28 protein-coding genes are annotated in these 21,991 nt (G+C 67.5%); 13 read left to right on the forward strand and 15 right to left on the reverse strand.

Annotation, left to right across the window (positions count from 1 at the left end):
- Window positions 1-30: 30 nt before the first annotated feature.
- Window positions 31-372, reverse strand: coding sequence for a zinc ribbon domain-containing protein YjdM (locus C664_RS01760; protein ID WP_004252000.1), 342 nt, complete (start codon window positions 370-372; stop codon window positions 31-33).
- An 87-nt stretch (window positions 373-459) separates the two neighbouring features.
- Here C664_RS01760 and dbpA point away from each other — a divergent pair, with 87 nt between their 5' ends.
- Entirely contained in the window at window positions 460-1,914 is a 1,455-nt protein-coding gene (dbpA, locus tag C664_RS01765; protein ID WP_004252002.1) for an ATP-dependent RNA helicase DbpA, read from the forward strand.
- Window positions 1,915-1,929: 15 nt separating this feature from the next.
- On the opposite strand, the gene C664_RS01770 is transcribed toward dbpA, so the two are convergent.
- The 6 genes from C664_RS01770 to mltG are packed head-to-tail and all read right to left on the reverse strand — an operon-like array spanning window position 1,930 to window position 6,549.
- Entirely contained in the window at window positions 1,930-2,649 is a 720-nt protein-coding gene (locus C664_RS01770) for an ankyrin repeat domain-containing protein (RefSeq protein WP_004252004.1), read from the reverse strand.
- On the reverse strand, window positions 2,630-3,406 hold the full coding sequence (locus C664_RS01775; protein WP_004252009.1) for a TatD family hydrolase: 777 nt from the start codon (window positions 3,404-3,406) through the stop codon (window positions 2,630-2,632). Before C664_RS01775 ends, C664_RS01770 begins: the two co-directional genes overlap by 20 nt.
- Window positions 3,407-3,462: 56 nt before the next feature.
- Entirely contained in the window at window positions 3,463-3,828 is a 366-nt protein-coding gene (locus C664_RS01780; protein ID WP_004252011.1) for a PilZ domain-containing protein, read from the reverse strand.
- Window positions 3,825-4,883, reverse strand: a complete 1,059-nt coding sequence (holB, locus tag C664_RS01785; RefSeq protein ID WP_004252014.1) for a DNA polymerase III subunit delta' — start codon at window positions 4,881-4,883, stop codon at window positions 3,825-3,827. Before holB ends, C664_RS01780 begins: the two co-directional genes overlap by 4 nt.
- On the reverse strand, window positions 4,880-5,533 hold the full coding sequence (gene tmk, locus C664_RS01790) for a dTMP kinase (protein WP_038010650.1): 654 nt from the start codon (window positions 5,531-5,533) through the stop codon (window positions 4,880-4,882). The genes holB and tmk overlap by 4 nt, the downstream gene beginning before the upstream one ends.
- A gap of 11 nt (window positions 5,534-5,544) precedes the next feature.
- Window positions 5,545-6,549: an endolytic transglycosylase MltG gene (gene mltG, locus C664_RS01795; RefSeq protein ID WP_004252019.1), complete on the reverse strand. Its 1,005-nt coding sequence runs from the start codon at window positions 6,547-6,549 to the stop codon at window positions 5,545-5,547.
- 190 nt (window positions 6,550-6,739) lie between these two features.
- On the opposite strand from mltG, the gene ygfZ reads away from it, so the two are divergent.
- The 3 genes from ygfZ to C664_RS01810 are packed head-to-tail and all read left to right on the forward strand — an operon-like array spanning window position 6,740 to window position 8,878.
- Complete coding sequence (ygfZ, locus tag C664_RS01800; protein ID WP_004252021.1) at window positions 6,740-7,771, forward strand: CAF17-like 4Fe-4S cluster assembly/insertion protein YgfZ; 1,032 nt, start codon at window positions 6,740-6,742, stop codon at window positions 7,769-7,771.
- 42 nt (window positions 7,772-7,813) lie between these two features.
- Window positions 7,814-8,104: a DUF4936 family protein gene (locus C664_RS01805; RefSeq protein ID WP_038010652.1), complete on the forward strand. Its 291-nt coding sequence runs from the start codon at window positions 7,814-7,816 to the stop codon at window positions 8,102-8,104.
- A 3-nt stretch (window positions 8,105-8,107) separates the two neighbouring features.
- Entirely contained in the window at window positions 8,108-8,878 is a 771-nt protein-coding gene (locus C664_RS01810; protein WP_004252027.1) for an NRDE family protein, read from the forward strand.
- A 12-nt stretch (window positions 8,879-8,890) separates the two neighbouring features.
- On the opposite strand, the gene C664_RS01815 is transcribed toward C664_RS01810, so the two are convergent.
- Genes C664_RS01815 through tadA form a run of 4 tightly spaced genes read right to left on the reverse strand, consistent with a single transcriptional unit; the run spans window position 8,891 to window position 11,063 of the window.
- Window positions 8,891-9,667 carry a hypothetical protein gene (locus C664_RS01815; RefSeq protein ID WP_004252030.1) on the reverse strand — a complete coding sequence of 259 codons (777 nt, stop codon included), beginning with the start codon at window positions 9,665-9,667 and terminating at the stop codon, window positions 8,891-8,893.
- Window positions 9,664-10,122 carry a GNAT family N-acetyltransferase gene (locus tag C664_RS01820; RefSeq protein ID WP_004252033.1) on the reverse strand — a complete coding sequence of 153 codons (459 nt, stop codon included), beginning with the start codon at window positions 10,120-10,122 and terminating at the stop codon, window positions 9,664-9,666. The genes C664_RS01815 and C664_RS01820 overlap by 4 nt, the downstream gene beginning before the upstream one ends.
- A complete protein-coding gene (locus C664_RS01825; RefSeq protein ID WP_004252036.1) occupies window positions 10,119-10,598 on the reverse strand; it encodes a L,D-transpeptidase in 480 nt (159 codons plus the stop codon). Before C664_RS01825 ends, C664_RS01820 begins: the two co-directional genes overlap by 4 nt.
- Entirely contained in the window at window positions 10,599-11,063 is a 465-nt protein-coding gene (tadA, locus tag C664_RS01830) for a tRNA adenosine(34) deaminase TadA (protein ID WP_038010654.1), read from the reverse strand. It lies immediately after the preceding gene.
- A 147-nt stretch (window positions 11,064-11,210) separates the two neighbouring features.
- Between tadA and xpt the strand changes: the two genes are divergently transcribed.
- Window positions 11,211-11,819, forward strand: coding sequence for a xanthine phosphoribosyltransferase (xpt, locus tag C664_RS01835; RefSeq protein ID WP_004252040.1), 609 nt, complete (start codon window positions 11,211-11,213; stop codon window positions 11,817-11,819).
- A gap of 85 nt (window positions 11,820-11,904) precedes the next feature.
- Window positions 11,905-12,768: an HDOD domain-containing protein gene (locus C664_RS01840; protein ID WP_004252043.1), complete on the forward strand. Its 864-nt coding sequence runs from the start codon at window positions 11,905-11,907 to the stop codon at window positions 12,766-12,768.
- A gap of 8 nt (window positions 12,769-12,776) precedes the next feature.
- Here C664_RS01840 and C664_RS01845 read toward each other — a convergent pair whose 3' ends face one another.
- Window positions 12,777-13,724: an alpha/beta hydrolase gene (locus C664_RS01845; protein ID WP_004252046.1), complete on the reverse strand. Its 948-nt coding sequence runs from the start codon at window positions 13,722-13,724 to the stop codon at window positions 12,777-12,779.
- A gap of 282 nt (window positions 13,725-14,006) precedes the next feature.
- Here C664_RS01845 and C664_RS01850 point away from each other — a divergent pair, with 282 nt between their 5' ends.
- From C664_RS01850 to C664_RS01860, 3 genes are all read left to right on the forward strand, one after another.
- Window positions 14,007-15,692 carry a methyl-accepting chemotaxis protein gene (locus C664_RS01850; RefSeq protein ID WP_051019095.1) on the forward strand — a complete coding sequence of 562 codons (1,686 nt, stop codon included), beginning with the start codon at window positions 14,007-14,009 and terminating at the stop codon, window positions 15,690-15,692.
- A gap of 78 nt (window positions 15,693-15,770) precedes the next feature.
- Complete coding sequence (gene ppk2 / locus C664_RS01855; protein WP_004252050.1) at window positions 15,771-16,961, forward strand: polyphosphate kinase 2; 1,191 nt, start codon at window positions 15,771-15,773, stop codon at window positions 16,959-16,961.
- On the forward strand, window positions 16,958-17,590 hold the full coding sequence (locus tag C664_RS01860; RefSeq protein ID WP_004252053.1) for a glutathione peroxidase: 633 nt from the start codon (window positions 16,958-16,960) through the stop codon (window positions 17,588-17,590). Before ppk2 ends, C664_RS01860 begins: the two co-directional genes overlap by 4 nt.
- 47 nt (window positions 17,591-17,637) lie before the next feature.
- On the opposite strand, the gene C664_RS01865 is transcribed toward C664_RS01860, so the two are convergent.
- Window positions 17,638-17,967, reverse strand: coding sequence for a DUF2249 domain-containing protein (locus C664_RS01865; RefSeq protein WP_038010664.1), 330 nt, complete (start codon window positions 17,965-17,967; stop codon window positions 17,638-17,640).
- Window positions 17,968-18,228: 261 nt separating this feature from the next.
- On the opposite strand from C664_RS01865, the gene C664_RS01870 reads away from it, so the two are divergent.
- From C664_RS01870 to C664_RS01885, 4 genes are all read left to right on the forward strand, one after another.
- Window positions 18,229-18,846 (forward strand): LemA family protein, encoded by a 618-nt coding sequence (locus C664_RS01870; RefSeq protein WP_004252056.1) that lies wholly within the window; start codon window positions 18,229-18,231, stop codon window positions 18,844-18,846.
- 12 nt (window positions 18,847-18,858) lie between these two features.
- A complete protein-coding gene (locus C664_RS01875) occupies window positions 18,859-19,824 on the forward strand; it encodes a TPM domain-containing protein (protein ID WP_004252058.1) in 966 nt (321 codons plus the stop codon).
- Complete coding sequence (locus C664_RS01880) at window positions 19,825-20,364, forward strand: TPM domain-containing protein (protein ID WP_004252060.1); 540 nt, start codon at window positions 19,825-19,827, stop codon at window positions 20,362-20,364.
- A gap of 243 nt (window positions 20,365-20,607) precedes the next feature.
- The gene (locus C664_RS01885; RefSeq protein WP_004252063.1) at window positions 20,608-21,111 is read left to right on the forward strand and encodes a phasin family protein; all 504 of its coding nucleotides are present in this window, start codon (window positions 20,608-20,610) and stop codon (window positions 21,109-21,111) included.
- A 123-nt stretch (window positions 21,112-21,234) separates the two neighbouring features.
- Here the strand turns inward: C664_RS01885 and moaE are convergent, their stop codons facing one another.
- Window positions 21,235-21,717 (reverse strand): molybdopterin synthase catalytic subunit MoaE, encoded by a 483-nt coding sequence (gene moaE, locus C664_RS01890; protein ID WP_004252066.1) that lies wholly within the window; start codon window positions 21,715-21,717, stop codon window positions 21,235-21,237.
- A gap of 3 nt (window positions 21,718-21,720) precedes the next feature.
- Window positions 21,721-21,975: a molybdopterin converting factor subunit 1 gene (gene moaD / locus C664_RS01895; RefSeq protein ID WP_004252068.1), complete on the reverse strand. Its 255-nt coding sequence runs from the start codon at window positions 21,973-21,975 to the stop codon at window positions 21,721-21,723.
- Window positions 21,976-21,991: the final 16 nt, after the last annotated feature.

Genomic DNA, 21,991 nt, shown 5'->3' on the forward strand with positions numbered 1-21,991 from the left:
CACTGACTGTGCCGGGCGACGGAACGCACGTCACAGCTTCTTCACGAACTCCGACTTCAGCTTCATCGCGCCGATGCCGTCGATCTTGCAGTCGATGTCGTGATCACCCTCCACCAGGCGGATGTTCTTGACCTTGGTGCCGACCTTGACCACCAGCGACGAGCCCTTGACCTTCAGGTCCTTGATCACGGTGACGCTGTCGCCGTCCTGCAGCACGTTGCCGTTGGCGTCCTTGAACACCTTCTGCGCCTCGCCCGCGTCCTCGACACCGGCCTGCGGCCATTCGTGGGCGCATTCGGGACAGACGTAGCTGGCGCCATCCTCGTAGGTATATTCCGAACCGCATGCGGGACATTTGGGCAGACTGCTCATCCTGTTTCCTTGTCGTTATGTGATGCGCCCGGGCATGTCGCCAGAAAATTCGCGGCGTGCGCCGTCCCAGGCCTGATAATTGCGCGCATGACCGACATTATCCCCCCTGACGGCCCCAGCGCCGAACACGCCGTCCCCCCAGCCACCACGCCCGCTGCCTCGGCCCGGGGCTTCGACGCCCTGTCCTTGCCGCCCACCATGCTGGCCAACCTCCAGCAACTGGGCTATCTGTCGATGACGCCGATCCAGGCCGCAGCCCTGCCGCCGGCGCTGGATGGCCACGACCTCATCGCCCAGGCCAAGACCGGCAGCGGCAAGACGGTTGCCTTCGCCCTGCCCTTGCTCAACCGGCTCGATCCGCAACGGCTGGACGTGCAGGCCCTCGTGCTGTGCCCGACGCGCGAACTGGCCGACCAGGTCACACAGGAGATCCGCCGCCTAGCCCGCTTCGCCGACAACATCAAGGTGCTGTCGCTATGCGGCGGCACGCCCATGCGCCCGCAGCGCGAAAGCCTGGCGCACGGCGCGCATATCGCAGTCGGCACGCCGGGCCGCATCATGGACCATCTGGAGCGTGGCAGCCTGAAGCTCGAGGCGCTGAGCACCCTGGTGCTCGACGAGGCCGACCGCATGCTGGACATGGGCTTCCACGACGACATCGCGTGGATCGCCAGCCACTGCCCGGTTCGCCGCCAGACGCTCTTGTTCTCGGCCACCTTCCCCGCAGGCATCGCGGCGCTGGCACAGCGCTACCAGCGCGAACCGCTGCAGGTGAAGCTCGCCGAGCAGCACGCACCGGACAAGATCCGCCAGTACTTCTTCGAGATCGAACACGCCGCACGCCCGCAGGCCGTCGCCACCCTGTTGCGTCATTACCGGCCCGCCAGCACGCTGGCCTTCTGCAACACGCGCCAGCAATGCCGTGCACTGGTCGAACTGCTGCGCGGCGAGGGCTTCCATGCGCTGGCGCTGCATGGCGAGATGGACCAACGCGAGCGCGACCAGGTGTTGATCCAGTTCGCCAACCGCAGCTGCTCGGTGCTGGTCGCCACGGATGTCGCCGCGCGCGGGCTGGACATCGCACAGATCGAGGCGGTGATCAACGTCGATGTCACGCCCGACCCCGAGGTTCACGTCCATCGCATCGGGCGCACCGGGCGGGGTGACGAGGCCGGACTCGCGCTCAACCTGTGCAGCAACGCAGATCGACGCCGCGTGGCGACGATCGCCGAGGCCATGGGCTTCACGCCCGAATGGCAGGCGCTTGACGACCTGGAGATCCAGGACTCGTCGCCGCTGCAGCCGCCGATGGCCACGCTGCTGATCCTGGGCGGACGCAAGGACAAGATCCGCCCCGGCGACGTGCTGGGCGCCCTTTCGGGCGAGGCAGGCCTGACTCGAGAGCAGGTGGGCAAGATCACCGTCACCGACCAGAACACCTACGCGGCCGTTGCACGGGAGATCGCCGGCGACGCCGCCCGCCGGCTGGCTGCGGGCAAGCTCAAGGGGCGGACGGTGAAGGTCCGCGTGCTCGAAGGATGAACGGGGCCCCTTGCCCTACTCGATCGTGACCCTGATCGCCGGCGCCGGCAGGCCGCGACGCTTGCGCTCGGCCTGGATCAGTTCGGCGATGTCGGTGTTGCGGTTCTGCAGCGCCCAGGCGTCGGCCGACAGGCCTGCGTCGTTGAGCACGTTGAGCTCGGTGCGCGGGTTCGCCAGCAGGCGACGCACGAAACCGATGTGGCCGTTGCGCGCGGCCAGCATCAGGGGCGTCGCCTGGTTCGGCGCAGGCGCATTGACGTCTGCTCCGGCCGCAACCAGATCGTCGAGCAAGGCCTCACGCCCCTCGAACGCGGCGTAGTGCAGCGGGGCCCAGCCTTCCTGATTGAGGGCTGCTCCCGCCTTGATGAGGAAACGTGCGGTGTCCTCATGGCCGCGCAGCACCGCCAGCATCAGCGCCGAGTCGCCCGCGGCATTGCGGTAGTTGATCTTCGCGCGATACTGCAGCAAGGCCTGCACTGCGTCCGTGCGCCCGTCTCGCGCGGCCAGGATGAGCAAGGTGTTGCCGTTGGAATCGACGGTGTCAGGGTCGACGCCACGCTGCAGCAGGCTGGACAGCGCCCTCGCGTCGCCCGAGGTGGCCGCGCTCAGCGCATCGTCGTAGGCGCCGGCCAGCGCCGCACTCGACAGCAGGCTGCAGGCCGCGAGCGCGCCTGCAGCGAACAGGTTGCGCGCACGGACGCGCGGCGAACGGACTTCAGGCAGGTCTTTGTGCATGGCTGAACAGGCGGAAAAAGTTGTCGGTGGTCGCCGCTGCGATGGTTTCCAGCGGCTCGTCGCGCAGGCGGGCAAGTTCCTCGGCCACATGCACCACCCAGCCCGGCTCATTGGTCTTGCCGCGGTGGGGTACGGGTGCGAGGTAGGGTGAATCGGTCTCGATCAGCAGGCGGTCGAGCGGCACGCGCTTTGCGACCTCCTTCAGGTCCTTCGCGTTGCGGAAGGTCACGATGCCTGAGAACGAAATGTAGAAGCCGAGTTCCAGCGCACCGGCCGCCACGTCCCAGCTCTCGGTGAAGCAGTGCATGACGCCGCCGGCCTCGCCCGCTTTCTCCTCGCACATCAAGCACAAGGTGTCGTCAGCCGCACTGCGCGTGTGGATGATCAGCGGCTTGCCGGTCTCGCGTGCCGCGCGGATGTGGGTGCGAAAGCGCGCGCGCTGCCACTCGGGGGCATCCTTCTGCCAGTAGTAGTCGAGCCCGGTCTCGCCGATCGCCACCACCTTCGGGTGATCGGCGAGCGCCACGAGGCGCGCCACGTCGGGCTCGTCGCAGTCGGCGTTGTCGGGGTGGACGCCAACCGAGGCCCACAGCTGCGGATGGCGTTCGGCCAGGCCCAGCACGCGCGGAAAGTCCTCGAGCTTGACGCTGATGCACAGCGCCGTGCCCACGTCGTTGGCGGCCATCGTGGCCAGCACCTCATCCTCGCGCGCGGCAAGATCGGGGAAATCGAGATGGCAGTGGGAATCTACGTACATCGGAGGTCTTCTGGAATGCCCCGTCGGCGCGATCGGTGGTCGCGACCGGGCGAAGCTTAAAGTGTATGCGTCGGACGGTTGGAACCAAGGTGGCCCGCGAGGATCTGCTCGATCCGCCCACGCAGGCCCTTGCCTGCCTCGTCGTCCGAGAACTGCACGCCCACCCCCGGCGTCTTGCCGCCCTGCGCGCCCGGCGGAGTGACCCAGACCACGCGACCCGCCACCGGATGGCGGGTCGGATCGTCCATCAGTTGCAGCAGCATGAACACCTCGTCGCCGAGGTTATAGGTCTTGGGCGTGGGAACGAACAAGCCACCGTTGTTCAGGAACGGCATGTAGGCCGCATACAGTGCCGACTTGGAATTGATGTTCAGCGACAGCACGCCGGGGCGCGCCATCTGGGGCTTGGCTTGGGTACTCATCCTCGGACTCCGGCAATGGCGCGCGCATAGCGCAACAGCATGTCTTCCAGCACCAGGCGCAGGTTCAATGGATGCCGGGACACCTTGCGGATCTGCGTGATTTCATTGTAACAGCCACTCACTGCGGCGACGCTGAGGCGGCTCGCGAGCGACGACAGCAGACCTTCATGGTCGGGGAAGAAGCGCACGCCTCCGCCCAGCCTCAGGGTCGCCAGGTCACCGACCCAGCGCTGCATCCAGTCGGCGAGTTGCGGAAGGCCGAAGCCCGCCGCCAGCGCCTCCTTGGACTTCAACCAGGCTTCCCACTGACTCGCCAGGCGCAACGCATCCTTGGGCTGCAGGGCACCGATATCGCGCACGAAGCGCTCGAGCAGCGCAGCGCTACCGTTCTGCGCCATGCGTTCCGCCGCCAATGGCATGCCACCTGCAATCGCGAGCAGCGCCCGGGTGCCGGGCTCGGCGCCTGCCTTCCAGTGCGCCAGTGACTGTGCGTCCGGCCGCGAGAACGGCCACTGCTGGCAGCGACTGCGGATGGTCGGCAGCAGGCGCCGCGGCGCCGATGAGACGAGCAGAAAGACACAGCCCGCGGGCGGCTCTTCGAGCAGCTTCAGCAGGGCGTTGGCGGTGAACACGTTCATCGCCTCGGCCGGATCGAGCACCACCACGCGACGCGCGCCATGATGCCCGGTCACGCTCAGGGCCGATTGCAGCTCGCGGATCTGCTCGATCACGATCTGCTCGGACTTGGCCTTGCCGCCCTCCTTGCCTGCCCCCTCGCCGCCTTCGGCGTCACCGCCCTCGACCACCGCGTCAGCAGCCGGCACGACGTAGTGCAGATCGGGGTGGTTCCCCGAAAGACGCCACTGACAGGGTTCACACTGGCCGCAGGCGTGGCCGTCCGCACGGGGCGTGTCGCACAACAGGCGCGCAGCGAGCGCCTCGGCCAGTTCGCGCTTGCCCAGGCCGGGCGGCCCGACGAACAGCAGCGCATGCGGCAGGCGTTCGCCGAGTTCGACGAGCCGCGTCCAGGCAGGCTGCATCCAGGGATGGATCATGCCGACAGGGCCTCGGCCACGATGCGCTCGATCTCGGAGCGGATCACCTCGGGCGGCCGGTTGGCATCGATCACCCGGATACGCTGCGGCGCCTGGCGGGCCCGTTCCAGATAGGCGCCACGCACCCGCTCGAAGAAATCGCGCTGCTCGCGCTCGAAACGGTCGGGATCGACGCCGGTGGACGCGACGCGGCCCGCGGCGATGTCGGGCGGCAGATCGAACAGCAAGGTCAGATCGGGCTGCAGGCCGGGATGGACCCAGGCCTCGAGTGCATCGAACTTCGCGCGCGCGAGCCCGCGCCCCCCGACCTGATAGGCGAAGGTGGCGTCGGAGAAGCGGTCGCACACCACCCAGCGTCCTGCAGCCAGGGCGGGTTCGATACGTGCCGCCAGATGCTCGCGACGCGCCGCGAACATCAGCATCGCCTCGGTCTCGAGATGCATCGGCTCGTGCAGCAGCAGTTCGCGCAGACGCTCGCCCAAGGGCGTGCCGCCCGGTTCGCGGGACTGATCGACATCGATCCCGCGCGCGCGCAGCAACGCCACGACGGCCGCGATCTGGCTGCTTTTGCCCGCACCGTCAATGCCTTCGAAAGTGATGAAACGGCCGCGTGACCGGGTCTTGCCTGCCGCGGCCCCATGAGTCGGCATCAGGCTGTCGCTCAAGGCTTGCTCCCGTTGCGGATGTAGCGGTTGACCGCCTGGTTGTGTTCGTTGAGCGTGCGCGAGAACTGGCTGCTGCCATCGCCGCGCGCGACAAAATACAGGTACTCGCTCTGCTGCGGCTTGACCGCTGCGCGCAGGGCCTCGGGCCCCGGCATCGCAATCGGCGTCGGCGGCAAGCCGCCACGCGTATAGGTGTTCCAGGGGTGGTCGGTGTCGAGGTGCTTGCGCCGCAGGCGACCATCGAAATCGGCGCCGAGACCGTAGATGACGGTCGGATCCGTCTGCAGCGGCATGCCGATGCGCAACCGGTTGGCAAACACGGAGGCGACCAGCCCGCGATCCTCGGCACGCCCGGTCTCCTTCTCGACGATCGAGGCAAGGATCAGCGCCTGATAGGGCGACTGCAGCGGCAGCGCCGGATCACGTTGCGCCCACGCCTGCGCCAGCCGCGATTGCATGGCGTGGTAGGCCCGGCGCAGCACGCCGGAGGCTTGCGAGCGCTTGTCGAACAGGTAGGTATCGGGAAAGAACAAGCCCTCGGGATGCGGTTCGGCGGCGCCGATCCGCGCGAGGATCTCGGCGTCGCTCAACCCGACCGTATCGGGCTCGATCTCGGGATGGCTCTCGAGCGCGCGGCGCACCTGCACAAAGGTCCAGCCTTCCACCAGCAGCACCTCGGCCTGCGACACGTCGCCGTCGGACAGCTTGAGCACGATCTGCCACGGCGTGACGCCGCGGTGCACCTCGTAGCTACCGGCCTTGATCGAGGTGGCCCGCCCGGTGATGCGCGCCAGCCCGCTCAGCAGCCCGGGATTCACATCGACGCCGGCAGCGGCGATGACGTTGGCTGCCTGGCGCATGCCCAGCCCGCGCGATACGGTGAAGTCGACCACCTCGTCCTTCAGTTGCAGCGGTCGATGGGCGAGCACATACAGCGCGCCTGCCGCGAGGACGGCCAGGGCGAGCAGCAACAGGACGATGCGAAGCAGGAGACGTTTCATCGAAGGCCGGCGAAAACCATGGCGGCCGCGTGGGCGACCGCCGCATGGCGGGGCGCCTATAATACTGCAACACGCGACCGCCCCATCCCGCCATCCTCAACGCATGTGAGGGTGGCGCCGGACACCCGAGGGGGCGGGCGCGCTCACCCTGTATTCCCTTCCCCACCCCACTGGACCGCATATTCCAACCATGACCGTCTGGACCGATCACCTCGCACACCTTGGCGCCACCCTGGCCGACAACGCACTGAGTTTCGCAGCCCCTGCCGACGAGGCGCGCGCGACGACCGACGCCACGATCGCCGTGCCCTTGCTGCATCTGGGCACGATCCGCTCGGTCGGTCCGGATTCGGCCGAGTTCCTGCACAACCTGGTCTCGAACGACGTCAAGAAACTCCCCGCCGACGGCGCCGCCTGGAACAGCTTCAACTCCCCCAAGGGCCGCATGATCGCCAGCTTCCTGATGTGGTCGGAAGCGGAAGGACACGCGATGATGGTGTCAGCCGACATCCTGCCTGCCTTCCTCAAGAAGTTCTCGATGTATGTCTTGCGCAGCAAGGTGAAGCTGTCAGACGCGAGCAGCGGCATCGCCCTGATCGGGGTCAGCGGGGCGAACGCTGCCGCGGCGCTGGGCGCCGCCGGCCTCGCCGTGCCGGCCGAGGCGATGAAGCAGACGGGCGGCGGAGACGCGCCGCGCTGTATCCGGCTCAACGACAGCAGTTTCGTCGTGGCGGTCGATATCGCAGCGGCACCGGCCCTGTTCGATGCGCTGCAGGCCGGTGGCGCAAGCCGCGCCGGCACGGCAGCCTGGCAGCTGGCCATGATCCGTGCCGGCTTGCCGCTCATCACCGCGCCCACGCAGGAAGAGTTCGTCGCGCAGATGCTCAACTACGAGCTGATCGGCGGCGTGAGCTTTCACAAGGGCTGCTACCCCGGGCAGGAGATCGTCGCCCGCACGCAGTACCTCGGCAAGCTGAAGAAGCGCATGTACCGCGTGGCGATTCCCGCGGGCAGCGCCGCGCAGCCGGGCACCGACCTGTACGCACCGGACTTCGGCGAGCAGTCGGCAGGCAAGCTGGTCAACGTCGCACCGGCTGCGGATGGCGGCTTCGAAGCGCTGGCGGTGCTGCAGACCAGCAGCGCCGAGGCCGGCGAAATTCACCTCGGCAGCGCCGACGGTCCCCGCCTCGCCCTGCTCGACCTGCCCTACGCACTGGGCTGATCAGCCCTTTCCCGACGGAGACCACACACGATGCGACAGGGCATGCTCACGCACGTCTATATCTATTACCGGGTTCGCCCGGAGCAGGATGTGGAGATCGCCCGCGCCAGTGTCGCGGCCATGCAGGCCGCCGTGGCCCGTCGCACGGGTGTGCAGGGCCGGCTGATGCAACGGGCGGACGACGCGACGACCTGGATGGAGGTCTACGAGGACGTCGGCGATCGCGCAGCCTTCATGGTCGTGCTCGAGGCGGAAGCTGTCGCGCACCGGCTTGCGGACCTGGTCGCCGAAGGCGCGGCCCGGCACGTCGAGCATTTCGTCGAGCCGCGCTGAACGATGTGCCTGATCGTCCTCGCCTGGCAGGCACATGAAACGTACCCGCTGATCGTCGCCGCGAACCGCGACGAGTTCCTGAATCGACCGGCAGCGCCCGCGCACTGGTGGACCGACGCCGGCGACATCCTTGCCGGGCGCGACCTCGAGGCCGGCGGCACCTGGATGGGGCTGAACCGCCACGGACGCTTCGCCGCGCTGACCAACTATCGCGACCCGAGCCGCCATGTTGCCGGCGCCCCCTCGCGCGGCGCGCTGGTACGCATGGCCCTGGAGCACGACGCCGGTGCCGAGGCCACCCTGCAGCACCTGGCCCGCGACAGTGCAGCCTACGCCGCCTTCAACCTGCTGGTGGGCGACGGGCGCTCGCTCGGTGTCCTCGAGAGCACCACCGGCCGCGTGCGCATGCTCGAACCCGGCATCTACGGGCTGTCGAACTACCTGCTCGACACCCCCTGGCCCAAGCTGAAGAAGACGCGCGAAGGTCTGCACGCCTTGCTGCCGCGCTTGCCCGACGACGACGCGGTGCTGGCGCTGCTGCGCGACGGCACGCCCGCGCCCGATCCCCACCTGCCCGACACCGGCGTCAGCCTCGAATGGGAACGCTGGCTATCCCCCGCCTTCATCCGTGCCCCCGGTTACGGCACGCGCTGTTCGAGCCTGGTCATGACCGACCGCCACGGCCAGACCCGCCTGCACGAGTGGACCTGGGACGGTCACGGCGAACTGCGCAGCGAAGTCACCCACCACTTCAAGGCCTCGCCCCCGGTCTGAGTCCGCGCCTGGTCAGGACTCGATGCGCGCTCCGCCGACACGACGTCCCATCATGCGGTCGAGACGGCCGAGCACGCGCTGCGCGATGTCCGTCACGTCGAAGCTGTGCAACGCCGACAGCGCCGCGCTGCGTCCCAGCACCTGGCCGCGCGAGGGCGGAAACGACGGCCCGGATACCGCGAAGCTGATGCGGTTGTCGCCGTCTTCGGCACCGATCGCCAGCACGCGCCCGTCGAACGCCTCACGCAGCCGTGCGGCATATACCGCGTAGCGGCTGTCACCCGCCCAGTGATTGACCACCAGCACACCACCGGGCGTCAGCGCACGACAGCAGTCGGCGTAGAAGTCGGCGCTGCCCAGGCGCGGCGGCAAGCCGGCGGCGACGAAGCCATCGACCAGCAGCACGTCCGGCGCGTCCTCAGAGTCACGCACGTAGTCCGCGCCGTCTGCGCACACCACACGAAAGCGGTCGTCGTCCGGCGGAATGCCGAAGCGATCGCGCAGCGCGATCACCGCCGGGTTGATCTCGACCGCGGTGAATCGCGTCTCCGGCAGCGTGCGCAGGCAGTACTTGGCCAGCGAGCCACCGCCGAGCCCCACCATGACGATGTGGCGCGGGTGCGGGTTGAACAGCAGGAAGCCCATCATCGCCCGGGTGTAGTCGAGCGCCAGCGCGTCGGGCTCGACGACCGACATCACACTCTGCACGGTCAGGCCGTCGAACTGCAGCGAACGCAGCGGGCCCAGTTCGGCGACGAAGGGCTCGTCGCACCCCGGCGTGTCCGTCATGCGCCGCCGCCTGCCGGCCGCGCGCACGACCGCCGCATGGTCTGGTGCGGAATCCCCGCCTCCATGAAGACCTCGCCTTCTTCGACGAAGCCGTGTCGGCGATAGAAGGCCAGCGCCTGCACCTGGGCGTTGAGCACGACCTGTGGCAGGCCACGGCGGACAGCCTCGGTCGCCAGCGCCTCGAGCACGCGGCCGCCGACGCCACGCCCGCGCCAGGCCGCGGCCACCGCCATGCGGCCGATATGCCCATCCGGCAGCAGACGCCCCGTGGCGACGACCTCGCCCCCTGCGCCGCTTGCCACCACATGGCGGCTGAGCGGATCGAACTCGTCCAGCTCGATCTCCGCCGGCACGCCCTGCTCCACCACGAACACCTGCATGCGCAGCGGCATCACTCGCGGCTGCGCCACCGTCCAGTCGACGATCTCGATGCGGACGCCCTCTGCCATCGTCATTCGCGGATCTCCACTTTCGTTCCGGCCGGCACGAGATCGAACAGCTCGATGATCTCCCGGTTGCGCATGCGCACGCAGCCATGCGACAGCGGCACGCCCATCGGCTGGTCGTCGCCCGTGCCGTGGATGTAGATGTAGCGCCGCATCGAATCGACGCGCCCCAGCCGGTTGCGCCCCGGCTCCTCGCCACACAGCCACAGGATGCGGCTCAGGATCCAGTCGCGCCCCGGGTGCGCAGCGGCGAACTCGGGCGTCCAGCACTCCCCGGTCGGCCGGCGGCCGCGGAACACGGCGCCGCAGGGCGCCCCCGCGCCGATGCGCGCGCGGATGCGGTGGCGGCCGCGCGGCGTGCGCTGGCTACCGCTTTCCTCACCCGGTCCGTTGAGTGCGGTCGACACCGCGTAGCGCCGGATGCAGGCGCCGTCATCGCCAAACAATTCGAGGCACTGGCGGCCAAGGTCGATGCAGATGCGCATTCAGGCCACCAGGGTCTTGCTGCGGCGCGCAGCGAAGAAGCTCGACAGCATGCGCCCGCACTCGTCGGCCAGCACACCGCCTTCGATTTCCGCATGGTGATTCAGCCGCGTCTCGGCAAAGAGGTCGAGCACGCTGCCGGCGACGCCGGTCTTGGGGTCGCGCGCGCCGTAGACGACCCGGGCGATGCGCGCGTGCATGATGGCCCCGGAGCACATCGCGCAGGGCTCGAGCGTCACGTACAGCTCGCAACCGGGCAGCCGGTAGTTGCCCAGGCGCGCGCCGGCATCGCGCAAGGCCATGATCTCGGCGTGGGCGGTCGGGTCGTGGCGGCCGATCGGCTGGTTGAAGCCGCGGCCGACGATCTCGCCGTTGAGCACCACGATGGCGCCGACCGGCACCTCGTCGCAGGCGCCGGCCTGGAGCGCCTGCTCCATTGCGGCGCGCATGAAATCTTCGTCGTTCATCATCACACTCGTTTCCAGTCGGCAGAATTCTAGCCGACCCGGTCGCAGCCCGCGCCGTCGCAGCGGCGCGGGCCGGCGAGGACTGCGCTAGAATCCCGCCACCTGCCCCCGCCTCCAGGGGGTCGTTTCGTTTACGGACCCTAGTGCATGACTGCCGACCTCAATCTCCTCCGCCCCTACGGCCCCCTGGTGCGCCGCATCGAAGCCGAAGCCACGGTCATCGGCGACCAGATCCTGAAGATCGACCACTTCCTCAACCACCGCATCGAGCCGAGCTTCATCACCGAGATGGGACAGGAGCTCGCCAAGCGTCTCGCGGGCTTCGAGCCGACCGTGGTCCTCACCGCCGAGGCGAGCGGCATCGCCCCCGGGCTGGTGGTGGCGCAGGCGCTGAACGTGCCGCTGGTCTATGCGAAGAAGTACGCGCCGCAGGTCGAATCGCCCGCCATCGCGCGCGTGATCCCGTCGCCGACCAAGGGGGGCGAGACCAAGCTGGTGCTGTCGCAGCGCTACGTGATGCCCACCGACCGCGTCGTGATCGTGGACGACTTCCTGTCGAACGGTCGCACCGCCGTCGCGCTGATCGAGATGGCACGGGAGGCCGGTGCCGAGGTGCTGTGCGCGAGCTTCATCGTCGAGAAGCGTTTCAAGCAGGGCCATGCCTCCATCGAGGCGCTCGGCGTGCCGGTATGCACCTTGGCCCAGGTCGAGGCGCTGGAAAACGGGCACGCCGTCCTGACCCAGCCGCAGGACTGAGTCGGACCAGCCATCGGCCACGATCCGCCGCCTCCCGTGGCGGATCCCTTAAACTGCGCACAACACGCATCGGGGTAGCGAAGCAATGAGAGAGTTCGACGTTCAGATCGGCGCCTTCAGTGCCGAAATCGAGGAAGAGCTGAAATCCGGCAACCTCAGCTTTCCCACCGTCTTCGATCTGTCGCTGCGCATCAAGCAGATGGCCGACGATCCGAACGCCTCGACCGAAGACATGGCGAAGCTCGTGCGCGCCGAGCCGGTACTGAGCGCCAAGGTGCTGAAGATGGCCAACAGCCTGCTGCTCAACCCCTACCAGCGCGAGATCTCCAACGTCTCAACGGCGGTGTCGCGCATCGGCTCGTCGGCGCTGCGCTGCCTGGCCTACGCGGTGGCGGCCGATCAGCTCGCCCGCGACCAGCGCTCGCGCCAGATGCAGCTGGTGGCCTCGGGCCTGTGGATGCACTCGATTGACGTCGCATCGTGGGCCTATGCCTTTGCTCGTCACCTTGGGCGCGGCAACCCCGATACCGCGCTGCTGGCCGGGCTGATGACCCACCTGGGCCAGTTCTACCTGATGGCCATGGCCGCCCGGCACCCGGCCATCGAGAGCGACGTGCGCCTGTTCGCCCAGTTTGTCCTCAAATGGGAAACGGCGGTGCGTCAGGCCGTGCTCGAAGCCTTCGAACTGCCCGAGCAGATCATCGACGCCGTCAACGTCGATCTCGCCACGCCGATCACCTGGCCGCCACGCTCGCTGGGCGACGTGCTGTTCCTCGCCATCCAGGCGGCCGAGACGCCCAACCCGTTCGCGGACATCCTCGGACTCGGCCGCCGTCCCGAACTGCTCGATGCGAGTCTCGGCAACGACGGACGAGCCGAGTTCGACGCGCTGCTCGCCGCCGCACGCGAAACCCGCCAGCAGATGCTCGCCGTCGTCACCAGCGCCTGAGCATTTCCTCAGCCTTCAGCGTTCAAGGCGCGCGCCAGCGTCCGCGCGGCTGTGGCGATGGTCTGTGCCGCCTGCGGAAACTGCTTCCCCAGCGTCAGGAAGCCGTGGACGACCCCATCCACCTGCAGATACTCGGTGTCGACGCCTTCGCGCCGCAGGCGCTCCGCGAATGCCAGGCAATCATCGACCAGCGGATCGTATTCGGCCGTCACCATCAGCACCGGCGGGAGCCCCTGCAAGGACTCCGCCCGCATCGGCGATGCGCGCCAGTCCTCGCTGTTGCCAGCGGGCAGATAGCGCTCGAAGAACCACTGCAGCGTGCCGCTATCCAGAAAGAAGCCGTCGGCAAAACGCTGGCGTGAAGGCCGCGCACTGACGATCTCGGTACAGGGATAGACCAGCAGCAGGAAACGGGGCGCGACCGCCGCACCGCGCCGCGCCAGCGCGGTGACGATAGACAGGTTGCCGCCGGCGCTGTCGCCGCCCAGCGCGATCCGGGCCGGATCGACGCCCAGCAGCTCGGCGTGCTCCACGGCCCACTGGAACGCGAACGCCGCATCGTCCAGCGCGGCCGGGAACGGATGCTCGGGCGCCAGGCGGTAGTCGACCGACAGCACCGCACACCCGGAGAGGTTGGACAGTTCGCGACACAGCACGTCGTAGCTCGCGACGTCGCCCACGCACCAGCCTCCGCCGTGCAGGAAGATCAGCAGCGGCAGCACGTGGTGCGGCTGGCTCGACAGCGGCCGGTAAAGCCGCGCCAGCAGCGCCGATCCATCGGGCCGCGCCATCGGCACCTCGGTGGTGGAAGCGACCGCGGGCGCCTCGGGCCGGAAGGCGAACTGCAACTTCTGGAACGAGTGGCGGGCCTGCGCCGGGGAAAGTTCGTGGAACTTCGGCGCGCCGACGCGGTACGCCATCGCAAGGAGGGACTGGGCCTCGGGGCTCAAGGGCATGTCGGTTGTCGTGGCCGCGGTATGTCGCGGCGATCGATTCGTGGGTGGAGCGCGATTCTAGCGCGTCAGCTCAGCAATCACCTGCATGAGGCATTCATCACACTTTAGATGATTTGTCCTGGACAAAACACCGCATTTAATGCTCAAGTTGGACGCCCTGATGTCGATATGGACATTACAGGTCCGGCACCAGACTCCGGCGTCGTACCCCCGCCACAAGAATGAGTCGCTCGACGTCCGACGGCGATCGAAGTGACTCCCCCACTGCGCTGAGGAGTTTTCATGAAAGACATGAGTTTGCGCGCCCTGCTGACGCTGGGCTTCGGCACGATCCTGGCCTTGCTGCTGTTCGTAGGCGGCTACGCCATCGTCAGCGAGCGGTCGATGACCGCGGACATCGACGACCTGGCCAACCGACGCCTGCCGGCGACGGTCGGCTACGGCATGCTCAACATCGAGCGCATGCGAATCCGCAGCCAGACCCTCGAGGTGCTGAACCTTCGCTTCCCGGCCGAGCAGACCACGGCGGTGCTCAACGACGTCGCCAAGGCGCGTGCGGCGTCGTGGGAGGCCGTCGAGCAACGCCTCGGGGAGGTCGACAAGCTTCCGCGGGTCTCGGCCGAGGCGCAGCGTCAGCACGACGTGATGCTTGCGCAGTACAAGGAATGGCGGCAGCACTACGTCGGACTGGATGCCACCATCGCCGGCATGGCCGAGGCGTCGAAGGCCGAGGACTTCAACCGCTTCGCCGAGCTGCATGCACAGTACGGTCGCCAGTACGAAGCGATGCTGCCGGTTTCGCGCACGCTCGGTGCCACGCTGGATGAGATCAACGCCGCCCAGGTGGCGCGTGCGAACAGCGACGCGGCCCGCGCGGCCGCTGATGGCGCGCGCGCCCTGGCGATCACGGTGGTGCTGATGGCGGCGGGGCTCGTGCTCGGTGCCGTCACGGGCTTCATGATCTATCGCGCGGTGATGAACCAGGTCGGTGGCGAGCCGGCCTACGCGAACAAGCTGCTGCGCCAGGTCGCGAGTGGTGATCTTTCGGTCGACATCGCGCTGCGGGCAAGCGACCGCTCGAGCATGCTGTTCGCGCTGCGCGAGATGGTGAATCAGCTCAAGGGCCTCGTCGGCATCATCAGCGACAACGCCAATCACATTGCTGCGGCCAGCGAGCAGCTCTCGGCCGCCTCCGACAGCATCGCGTCGGCGAGCGACGAACAATCCCAGTCCGCGACGTCGATGGCCGCATCGGTCGAGGAGATGACCGTCAGCATCAACCACGTGTCGAACTCCGCGACCGACGCTGACCGCATGGCGAAGCAGTCCGGCGAAGCCGCACGGAGCGGCTCGGATGCCATCCGCAACGTGGTGGCCGACATCAACCGCATCGCCCGCGAGGTCGCCGAGGCAACCGAGAGCATCGAGGAGTTGGGCGTGCATTCCCGGGAGATCTCGTCGGTGGTGACGATCATCCGCGAGCTGGCGGACCAGACCAACCTGCTGGCGCTCAATGCCGCGATTGAGGCGGCGCGCGCCGGCGATCAGGGCCGCGGCTTCGCCGTCGTGGCCGACGAGGTGCGCAAGCTCGCCGAGCGCACCTCCAGCTCGACCGACCAGATCGCCCGCATCGTCAGCGAGATTCATTCCGGGACGGAACGTGCAGTCCAGACCATGCGTCGTCAGAGCGAGAACGTACGCAGCAGCGTGGAGTTGTCGGACCGCGCAGGCAAGGCCATCGAAGACATCAACACCGGCTCGCGCGAAGTCGTTTCGGCCGTCGAGGAAATCTCGCAGGCCCTGGTCGAACAATCGACGGCCAGCACCGAGATCGCATGCAATGTCGAGCAGATCGCGACGATGAGCGAGAACAACAGCGGTGCGGTGCGGGAGGCCGCCGGCGCAGCGCGCGACCTTTCGGCCCGCGCTGCGGAACTGCAGGCTGCGGTGGGACGATTCAGGCTGTAAGCGGTCCATCGCCCGCCTTCGGGCACCGAACGGCCTTCTGATAGTAAAGTGCAGTGTTGCAACTGCGGAGGGCCAAGCATGACGACCAGCGAACGCGAAACCACCACGCACGCGCGGAAGCGCGACACCAGCACCCATTCCGACACGCCGTCGGGCGCCCGGACGACGAACCGGCGCGCCCGCGCCGTGCAACGTGGCGACACCGCACCCGAACTCACCCCGGAGGGCATCGAGCGCTTCGAACTCGAGCAGGCGACCGCCGCCGCACGCGGCTCCAAGCTCGTCGCCCTCACCGAGATCCTGCAGCACGAAGCCGCGACGCCCGGCGCCGCGGTGAAGGCGCTCGAGGCCATCCTCGCCGGCGCATCGCCGGACGACATCCATGCCCTGCGCCGCGCCCTGATGAAAGCCGAGGCCAACATCGAGGGCGACACCGCCAACCCCGACGAGGAGCTCGCTCCCGACTGGCGCAGCGGTGGCTACCCCTACCGCAACCTGATGTCGCGCAAGGCCTACGAGAAGCAGAAGTATCGACTGCAGGTCGAATTGCTGAAGCTGCAGGCCTGGGTCAAGGAAACCGGCCAGCGCGTGGTCATCCTCTTCGAGGGCCGCGATGCCGCCGGCAAGGGCGGCACGATCAAGCGCTTCATGGAACACCTGAACCCCCGGGGCGCGCACGTGGTGGCGCTGGAGAAGCCCTCGGAAATCGAGCGCGGCCAGTGGTACTTCCAGCGCTACATCCAGCACCTGCCCACGGCCGGCGAAATCGTGCTGTTCGACCGCTCCTGGTACAACCGCGCCGGCGTCGAGCGCGTGATGGGCTTCTGTTCGCCCGACGAATACAACGAGTTCATCCGCCAGGTGCCCGAGTTCGAGCGCAACCTGGTGCGCAGCGGCATCCACCTGATCAAGTTCTGGTTTTCGGTCAGCCGCGAGGAGCAGCGCCGCCGCTTCAAGGAACGCGAGACCCATCCGCTCAAGCAATGGAAGCTGTCGCCGATCGACCTTGCCTCGCTCGACAAGTGGGACGACTACACCAAGGCCAAGGAGGCGATGTTCTTCTACACGGACACCGCGGATTCACCTTGGACGGTGGTGAAGTCCGATTGCAAGAAGCGCGCGCGCCTCAACGCCTTGCGCTACGTGCTGCACAAGATGCCGTACGCCAACAAGGACATCGACCGCATCGGTCCGCTCGACCCGCTGCTGGTCGGTCGTGCCAACGTGGTGTATGAGCGCGGCGAGAAGGACGCCATCGCGCTGTTGTGAGTCCCGAGCGCGCGGCGCGGCGAACCTCGCGTGCGCCGCGCGGTCAATGGAGCACGCTTGAAGGAGTCCCGATCATATCCGTTCGCTGCACTCGAACCCTCGTCTCGTCCCTGCTGCTCGGTGCCAGCCTGCTCCTGACCACGGCCGGCGCCTCTGCACAGCAGGCACTGTTCGACCATCAGCTTCGCCGCCTGCACTCGGGCGAGACGGTGGACCTCGCCCAACGCTTTGCCGGGCAACCGGTGCTGGTGGTCAATACCGCAAGCCACTGTGGCTTCACCAACCAGTTCAAGGAACTCGAGGCGATCCACCAGCGCTACAAGGACAGGGGGCTGAAGGTCGTCGGCTTCTCGTCCGACGATTTCGACCAGGAGGCAGACAGCGAGGCCAAGGCTGCCGAGGTCTGCTTCGTGAACTTCGGCGTCAGTTTCGACATGTTCGCCACGATTCCGGTGCGTGGCGCAGGCGCCCACCCGTTGTTCCGCGAACTTGCCCGCCAGGCCGAGGAGCCGCGCTGGAACTTCCACAAATACGTGATCGACCGCGACGGCAAGGTGGTCGCCAGCTTCCCGAGCAGGACCAGGCCCGACGCACCCGATGTGATCAGGGCGATCGAGAAGGTGCTCTAGACACCGCCCGGACCGCCCCGATGAATCGATGAGGCAACGGGTGCGCCTCAGCCACCCGAGCAACCGCAGCCGTGGCCGCCGCCGCAACTACCGGCTGCTGCCGCTGCGCCAACCGCCGGCGCGGCCTCTGCCGACGCGCCAAGCTGGATGCGGAAGTCGATCACGATGTTGCCGGGCTCGCGCGCGACATAGTTGATCCCCACCTGATTGCCATAGCGCTGCTGGATCTGGCCCAGCAGGGGCAGCGGGTCATGATCGTTCACGAATCGCATCGTCTCGCCGTCCTCGAGCGACTCGAGGGCGCCGAAGATGGCGGCGTGGCGGAAGCGCTTGGCGACGCCGCGAGCGTCGAAGGGGTGAACAGCGTTGTCGAACATCGGGTTTCCATCCTGAAAGTCGTTTGCCGGACAAAGTTGGAGCTTGCGGCCGGTTTCGCAGTAGGCCGAAGCGTACGGTCCGTTGCAGCCCAAAACCTTGAGCGAGAACAAGAAACGCCGGACGTCGGGCATCGACCTCAGGAACGCCCGCGCGAGAGCGGCCTGCCGAAGCCCTCTCGAAGCAAGGCTGCGTCCGCACCAAGCGCGGCGCAACCTGCTAAAGTCCGCCGAGACCGACTCATGTCCGACCGGAGGCCCTTGATGATCGCCCGACTCGCCCGACACTTTCCGCTGGCCCTGCTGATCAGCGCCTCGCTGACGCTCGGTGGCTGTGGCTATAACGACTTCCAGCGCCTCGACGAACAGACCAAGTCGGCCTGGGCAGAAGTGCTGAACCAGTACCAGCGCCGCGCCGACCTCATCCCCAACCTCGTCGAGACGGTGAAGGGCGAGGCCAACTTCGAACAGGAAACGCTGAGTCGCGTCATCGAAGCCCGTTCGCGCGCCACCGCCATCCAGGTGACACCCGAAATGCTCAACGACCCGCAGGCGATGGAGCGCTTCCAGCAAGCGCAGGGGCAACTCGGCAGCGCGCTCTCGCGGCTGCTCGCAGTCTCGGAGAACTATCCCAACCTCAAGGCCAACCAGGGCTTCCAGGATCTCCGCATTCAGCTCGAGGGCACCGAGAACCGCGTCACCGTGGCACGCAACAAGTACATCGAGGCCGTGCAGCAGTACAACGTCCTGGCGCGCAGTTTCCCGACCAATCTGACCGCCATGATCTTCAGCTACTCGCCCAAGGCCGGCTTCACGGTGACGAACGAAGCCGAAATCTCGTCACCGCCGAAGGTCGATTTCGGCGCTCAGGGCGCACGCTGACGGCTTCGGCAGATGATGCGCACGGTGCTGCCCTACCCGTCTTCGGCCTGCAGAGAAGAGTGGGAGGGCAACGCGTGGCTCGCCCACCTGGCGCGCGGGCTCGTCGTGGTCTTGCTCAGCGCGATCTTCTCGTCGACCGTCCTGGCGCAGGCGGTGCAACCGGTGCCGGCGTTGACGGCACGGGTGATCGACAACAGCGGCACCCTGAACGCTCAACAGATCGGCGAACTCGACAGTCGCCTCGCTGCATTCGAGCGGGAGCGCGGCAGCCAGATCGTGGTCTTGCTGGTCCGGACCACGGCGCCGGAGGACATCGCTGCCTACGCCTACCGCGTGGCTGACAGCTGGAAGATCGGGCGCAAGAACGTGGGCGACGGCGTTCTGGTCGTGGTCGCCAAGGACGACCGCACTGTCCGCATCGAGGTCGCCCGCACGCTCGAAGGTGCCATACCCGACCTCGCGGCCTATCGCATCATCGACGCGCTGATCACCCCCGCATTCCGCCAAGGCGATTTCGCTGGCGGCCTGATGGCCGGCGTCGATGGCCTGATGCGCCTGATCCGCGGCGAGGACCTGCCGCTGCCAGCCGCGCGGACCACTGCCACCGAGGCCCTGGACCTGCAGGATCTCGGTGCCTTCCTGTTCGTTGCGATCCCCTTCGCGGCCTCATTCCTGACAGGCTTGTTCGGGCGCAAGCTCGGCTCGGCGCTGACGGGCGGCGCCACGGGATTCATCGTCAAGCTGCTCACCGGCAGTCTGCTGCTGGGGATCGGCGCGGGCATCGCTGCACTGCTCTTCGTGCTGGCGCTCGGCATTGGCGGTGGCGGCGGCGGACGCGGTGGCCCGGGCGGCTTCCACCGTGGTGGCGGGCCGGTCATCTGGGGCGGGGGCCGCTCCGGCGGCTTTGGTTCCGGCGGCGGATTCCGCTCGGGTGGCGGCGGCAGCTTTGGCGGCGGCGGCGCATCGGGGAGGTGGTGAATGGGTAAGCTCATGCGGCTGCTGCGGCACCTGTGGCTTGACGCCCACGATGCCGAGAAGGCCCTCGGCAAAACTGGGTTCGACCGCCTGGAGCAACGCATCGCCGCCAGCGAGCGCGAGCACGATGGCCAGATCTGCCTCTGCATCGAGGCAAGCCTGCCGCTGCGTTATCTATGGCGTAACCTGCTGCGCAACGAACCGATCGAATCGGTGATCGCTGACCGAGCCCTCACCATGTTCGGCAAGCAGCGCGTCTGGGACACCGAACACAACAACGGCGTGCTGATCTACATGCTGCTGGCTGAGCATGAGATCGACATCCTCGCCGACCGCGCACTCGCGAAACGGGTGCCGGCCGAGACCTGGCGTCGAACGATCGACGCCGCCCTCGCCCACTTCCGCCGGGGAGGGGTCGAAGACGGACTGAATACGGCGATCGACGACGTTCATGCCCTCCTCGTCCGGCACTTCCCACGCGCTCTCGCAGATGATGAAGACATGCTCCACAAGGGGCTTCCAGATCGCCCCGTCATCGGCTGAGTGCTCGCAAGCGGCCGCCGCCGCAGCCCAGAATGGGTATTCAAATTGTTGCTGCATCGCAACAACCCTTCGCCTTTCCCCCCTCGGATCCAAGGTTTGCGCACGACCTCCGGACGGCTGTGCTATTGTCGATAGCGAGGTCGCTTCGGCAAGGATCATGCCGAATGTTCAGAGCTTCAACCGCGGCGCAAGCCCGGGACCTCACGGATTCCAGACAATTCAGATCGCGAGCGGAGGGTGTGTATGGCTACCAAGCAGGACCAATTCAACGAACTTCAGAAGAAGAATCTCGAGGCTGCCATGCGACTCGCCCAGCTCTCGATCGAGAACTCGCAGCGCATCATGGAAATCCAGGTCTCCACCGCCAAGAGCCTGTTCGAGGAAGGCGTGCAGAACGCCAAGGCGCTGTCGTCGGCCAAGGACCCGAAGGACATGATGGACCTGCGTGCTCACTACGCCCAGGCCACGACCGAGAAGATGCTGGCCTGCGCCCGTGAGATCGCCGAGATCACGACGACCACCCAGGCTGCCTTCGGCAAGCTGGTCGGCGAGCAACTCACCAGCGGCAGCCACGACATGTTCGACGCCATGCAGAAGATGTTCAAGGGCATGCCGATCGCCGACCAGAACGCACTGGGCGCGATGCAGACTGCCATGGACACCACGCGTGCCGCGTTCGAGCAGATGACGCGTGCCTCGACCGAGGCCTTCCAGGCGCTCGCGCAGCAGCCGAAAGGCCGCAAGTAAGCCTTCGGGCCAGGTATGCAAAACGGCGCCACGCGGCGCCGTTTTTTTTGATCTCCCTCTATCCGGCAAGACGGCGTGTCATCATCCGCACGCCAGCCGCCGCAGGGCTCCCCGCCCGATCCGCTAGTCCCGATCCTGCCAGCGGGCGGCGGCCGAATCGTCACTCTCGCGCGCATCGACCCAGCGTGCCCCCCCGGGCGTTTCCTCGCATTTCCAGAACGGCGCGCGGGTCTTCAGGTAGTCCATGATGAACTCGCAGGCGGCGAAGGCTTCGCCCCGATGCGGGCTGGCGACGCCGACGAAGACGATGCGATCCGCCGGCTCCAGCCGCCCGAAGCGATGAATCACCCGCACGCCCTGCAGCGACCAGCGCTGACGGGCCTGCTCCACGATTTCCTCCAGCGCCTTCTCGGTCATGCCCGGGTAGTGCTCGAGCGTCATCGCCGAGACACCGCTGCCGTCATTGAGATCGCGCACGAGCCCGACGAAACTGGCGATCGCGCCCACGTCGCGCCGCCCCTCGCTCAGTGCGGCAATCTCGCCGCCCACATCGAAGTCGGCCTGCTGCACGCTGACGCTGGCAACGAAAGGAAGCGCTTGCGTCACGGCTCAGCCCCCCGTCACCGGCGGAAAGAAGGCGACTTCGTCCCCGCTCGCCACGGTCGCATCGGCGCCGACCATGCGCTGGTTGACCGCCGCGCGCACGTTGCGCCCTTCCCCCAGGGCCTGCCAGTTCTCACCGCGCGCGGCAAGGTGGGCACGCAGGCCGCCGACGGTCGCCACACCGGCGGGCAAGGCAAGCTCCTCGGCAGGCCTGCCCAGCGCTTCGCGCAGGCTGGCGAAATACAGCACTTTCACAGTCATCTTCTCGGTCCTCTCG

The organism is Thauera sp. 63 (assembly GCF_000310165.2).
Taxonomy (GTDB): Bacteria; Pseudomonadota; Gammaproteobacteria; order Burkholderiales; family Rhodocyclaceae; genus Thauera; species Thauera humireducens.

What these genes read in the sequence shown, in the direction of transcription:
- tmk (WP_038010650.1), bottom strand. Translation starts at nt 5,533, where the DNA reads ATGCCGACTCATGGGGCCGCGGCAGGCAAGACCCGGTCACGCGGCCGT.
- C664_RS01780 (WP_004252011.1), bottom strand. Translation starts at nt 3,828, where the DNA reads ATGAGTACCCAAGCCAAGCCCCAGATGGCGCGCCCCGGCGTGCTGTCG.
- mltG (WP_004252019.1), bottom strand. Translation starts at nt 6,549, where the DNA reads ATGAAACGTCTCCTGCTTCGCATCGTCCTGTTGCTGCTCGCCCTGGCC.
- moaD (WP_004252068.1), bottom strand. Translation starts at nt 21,975, where the DNA reads ATGACTGTGAAAGTGCTGTATTTCGCCAGCCTGCGCGAAGCGCTGGGC.
- C664_RS01770 (WP_004252004.1), bottom strand. Translation starts at nt 2,649, where the DNA reads ATGCACAAAGACCTGCCTGAAGTCCGTTCGCCGCGCGTCCGTGCGCGC.
- C664_RS01815 (WP_004252030.1), bottom strand. Translation starts at nt 9,667, where the DNA reads ATGACGGACACGCCGGGGTGCGACGAGCCCTTCGTCGCCGAACTGGGC.
- C664_RS01760 (WP_004252000.1), bottom strand. Translation starts at nt 372, where the DNA reads ATGAGCAGTCTGCCCAAATGTCCCGCATGCGGTTCGGAATATACCTAC.
- C664_RS01820 (WP_004252033.1), bottom strand. Translation starts at nt 10,122, where the DNA reads ATGACGATGGCAGAGGGCGTCCGCATCGAGATCGTCGACTGGACGGTG.
- C664_RS01825 (WP_004252036.1), bottom strand. Translation starts at nt 10,598, where the DNA reads ATGCGCATCTGCATCGACCTTGGCCGCCAGTGCCTCGAATTGTTTGGC.
- C664_RS01805 (WP_038010652.1), top strand. Translation starts at nt 7,814, where the DNA reads ATGCTCACGCACGTCTATATCTATTACCGGGTTCGCCCGGAGCAGGAT.
- C664_RS01845 (WP_004252046.1), bottom strand. Translation starts at nt 13,724, where the DNA reads ATGCCCTTGAGCCCCGAGGCCCAGTCCCTCCTTGCGATGGCGTACCGC.
- xpt (WP_004252040.1), top strand. Translation starts at nt 11,211, where the DNA reads ATGACTGCCGACCTCAATCTCCTCCGCCCCTACGGCCCCCTGGTGCGC.
- C664_RS01775 (WP_004252009.1), bottom strand. Translation starts at nt 3,406, where the DNA reads ATGTACGTAGATTCCCACTGCCATCTCGATTTCCCCGATCTTGCCGCG.
- ygfZ (WP_004252021.1), top strand. Translation starts at nt 6,740, where the DNA reads ATGACCGTCTGGACCGATCACCTCGCACACCTTGGCGCCACCCTGGCC.
- C664_RS01875 (WP_004252058.1), top strand. Translation starts at nt 18,859, where the DNA reads ATGATGCGCACGGTGCTGCCCTACCCGTCTTCGGCCTGCAGAGAAGAG.
- tadA (WP_038010654.1), bottom strand. Translation starts at nt 11,063, where the DNA reads ATGAACGACGAAGATTTCATGCGCGCCGCAATGGAGCAGGCGCTCCAG.
- ppk2 (WP_004252050.1), top strand. Translation starts at nt 15,771, where the DNA reads ATGACGACCAGCGAACGCGAAACCACCACGCACGCGCGGAAGCGCGAC.
- C664_RS01870 (WP_004252056.1), top strand. Translation starts at nt 18,229, where the DNA reads ATGATCGCCCGACTCGCCCGACACTTTCCGCTGGCCCTGCTGATCAGC.
- C664_RS01880 (WP_004252060.1), top strand. Translation starts at nt 19,825, where the DNA reads ATGGGTAAGCTCATGCGGCTGCTGCGGCACCTGTGGCTTGACGCCCAC.
- C664_RS01850 (WP_051019095.1), top strand. Translation starts at nt 14,007, where the DNA reads ATGAAAGACATGAGTTTGCGCGCCCTGCTGACGCTGGGCTTCGGCACG.
- C664_RS01840 (WP_004252043.1), top strand. Translation starts at nt 11,905, where the DNA reads ATGAGAGAGTTCGACGTTCAGATCGGCGCCTTCAGTGCCGAAATCGAG.
- C664_RS01865 (WP_038010664.1), bottom strand. Translation starts at nt 17,967, where the DNA reads ATGTTCGACAACGCTGTTCACCCCTTCGACGCTCGCGGCGTCGCCAAG.
- dbpA (WP_004252002.1), top strand. Translation starts at nt 460, where the DNA reads ATGACCGACATTATCCCCCCTGACGGCCCCAGCGCCGAACACGCCGTC.
- C664_RS01885 (WP_004252063.1), top strand. Translation starts at nt 20,608, where the DNA reads ATGGCTACCAAGCAGGACCAATTCAACGAACTTCAGAAGAAGAATCTC.
- holB (WP_004252014.1), bottom strand. Translation starts at nt 4,883, where the DNA reads ATGATCCATCCCTGGATGCAGCCTGCCTGGACGCGGCTCGTCGAACTC.
- C664_RS01810 (WP_004252027.1), top strand. Translation starts at nt 8,108, where the DNA reads ATGTGCCTGATCGTCCTCGCCTGGCAGGCACATGAAACGTACCCGCTG.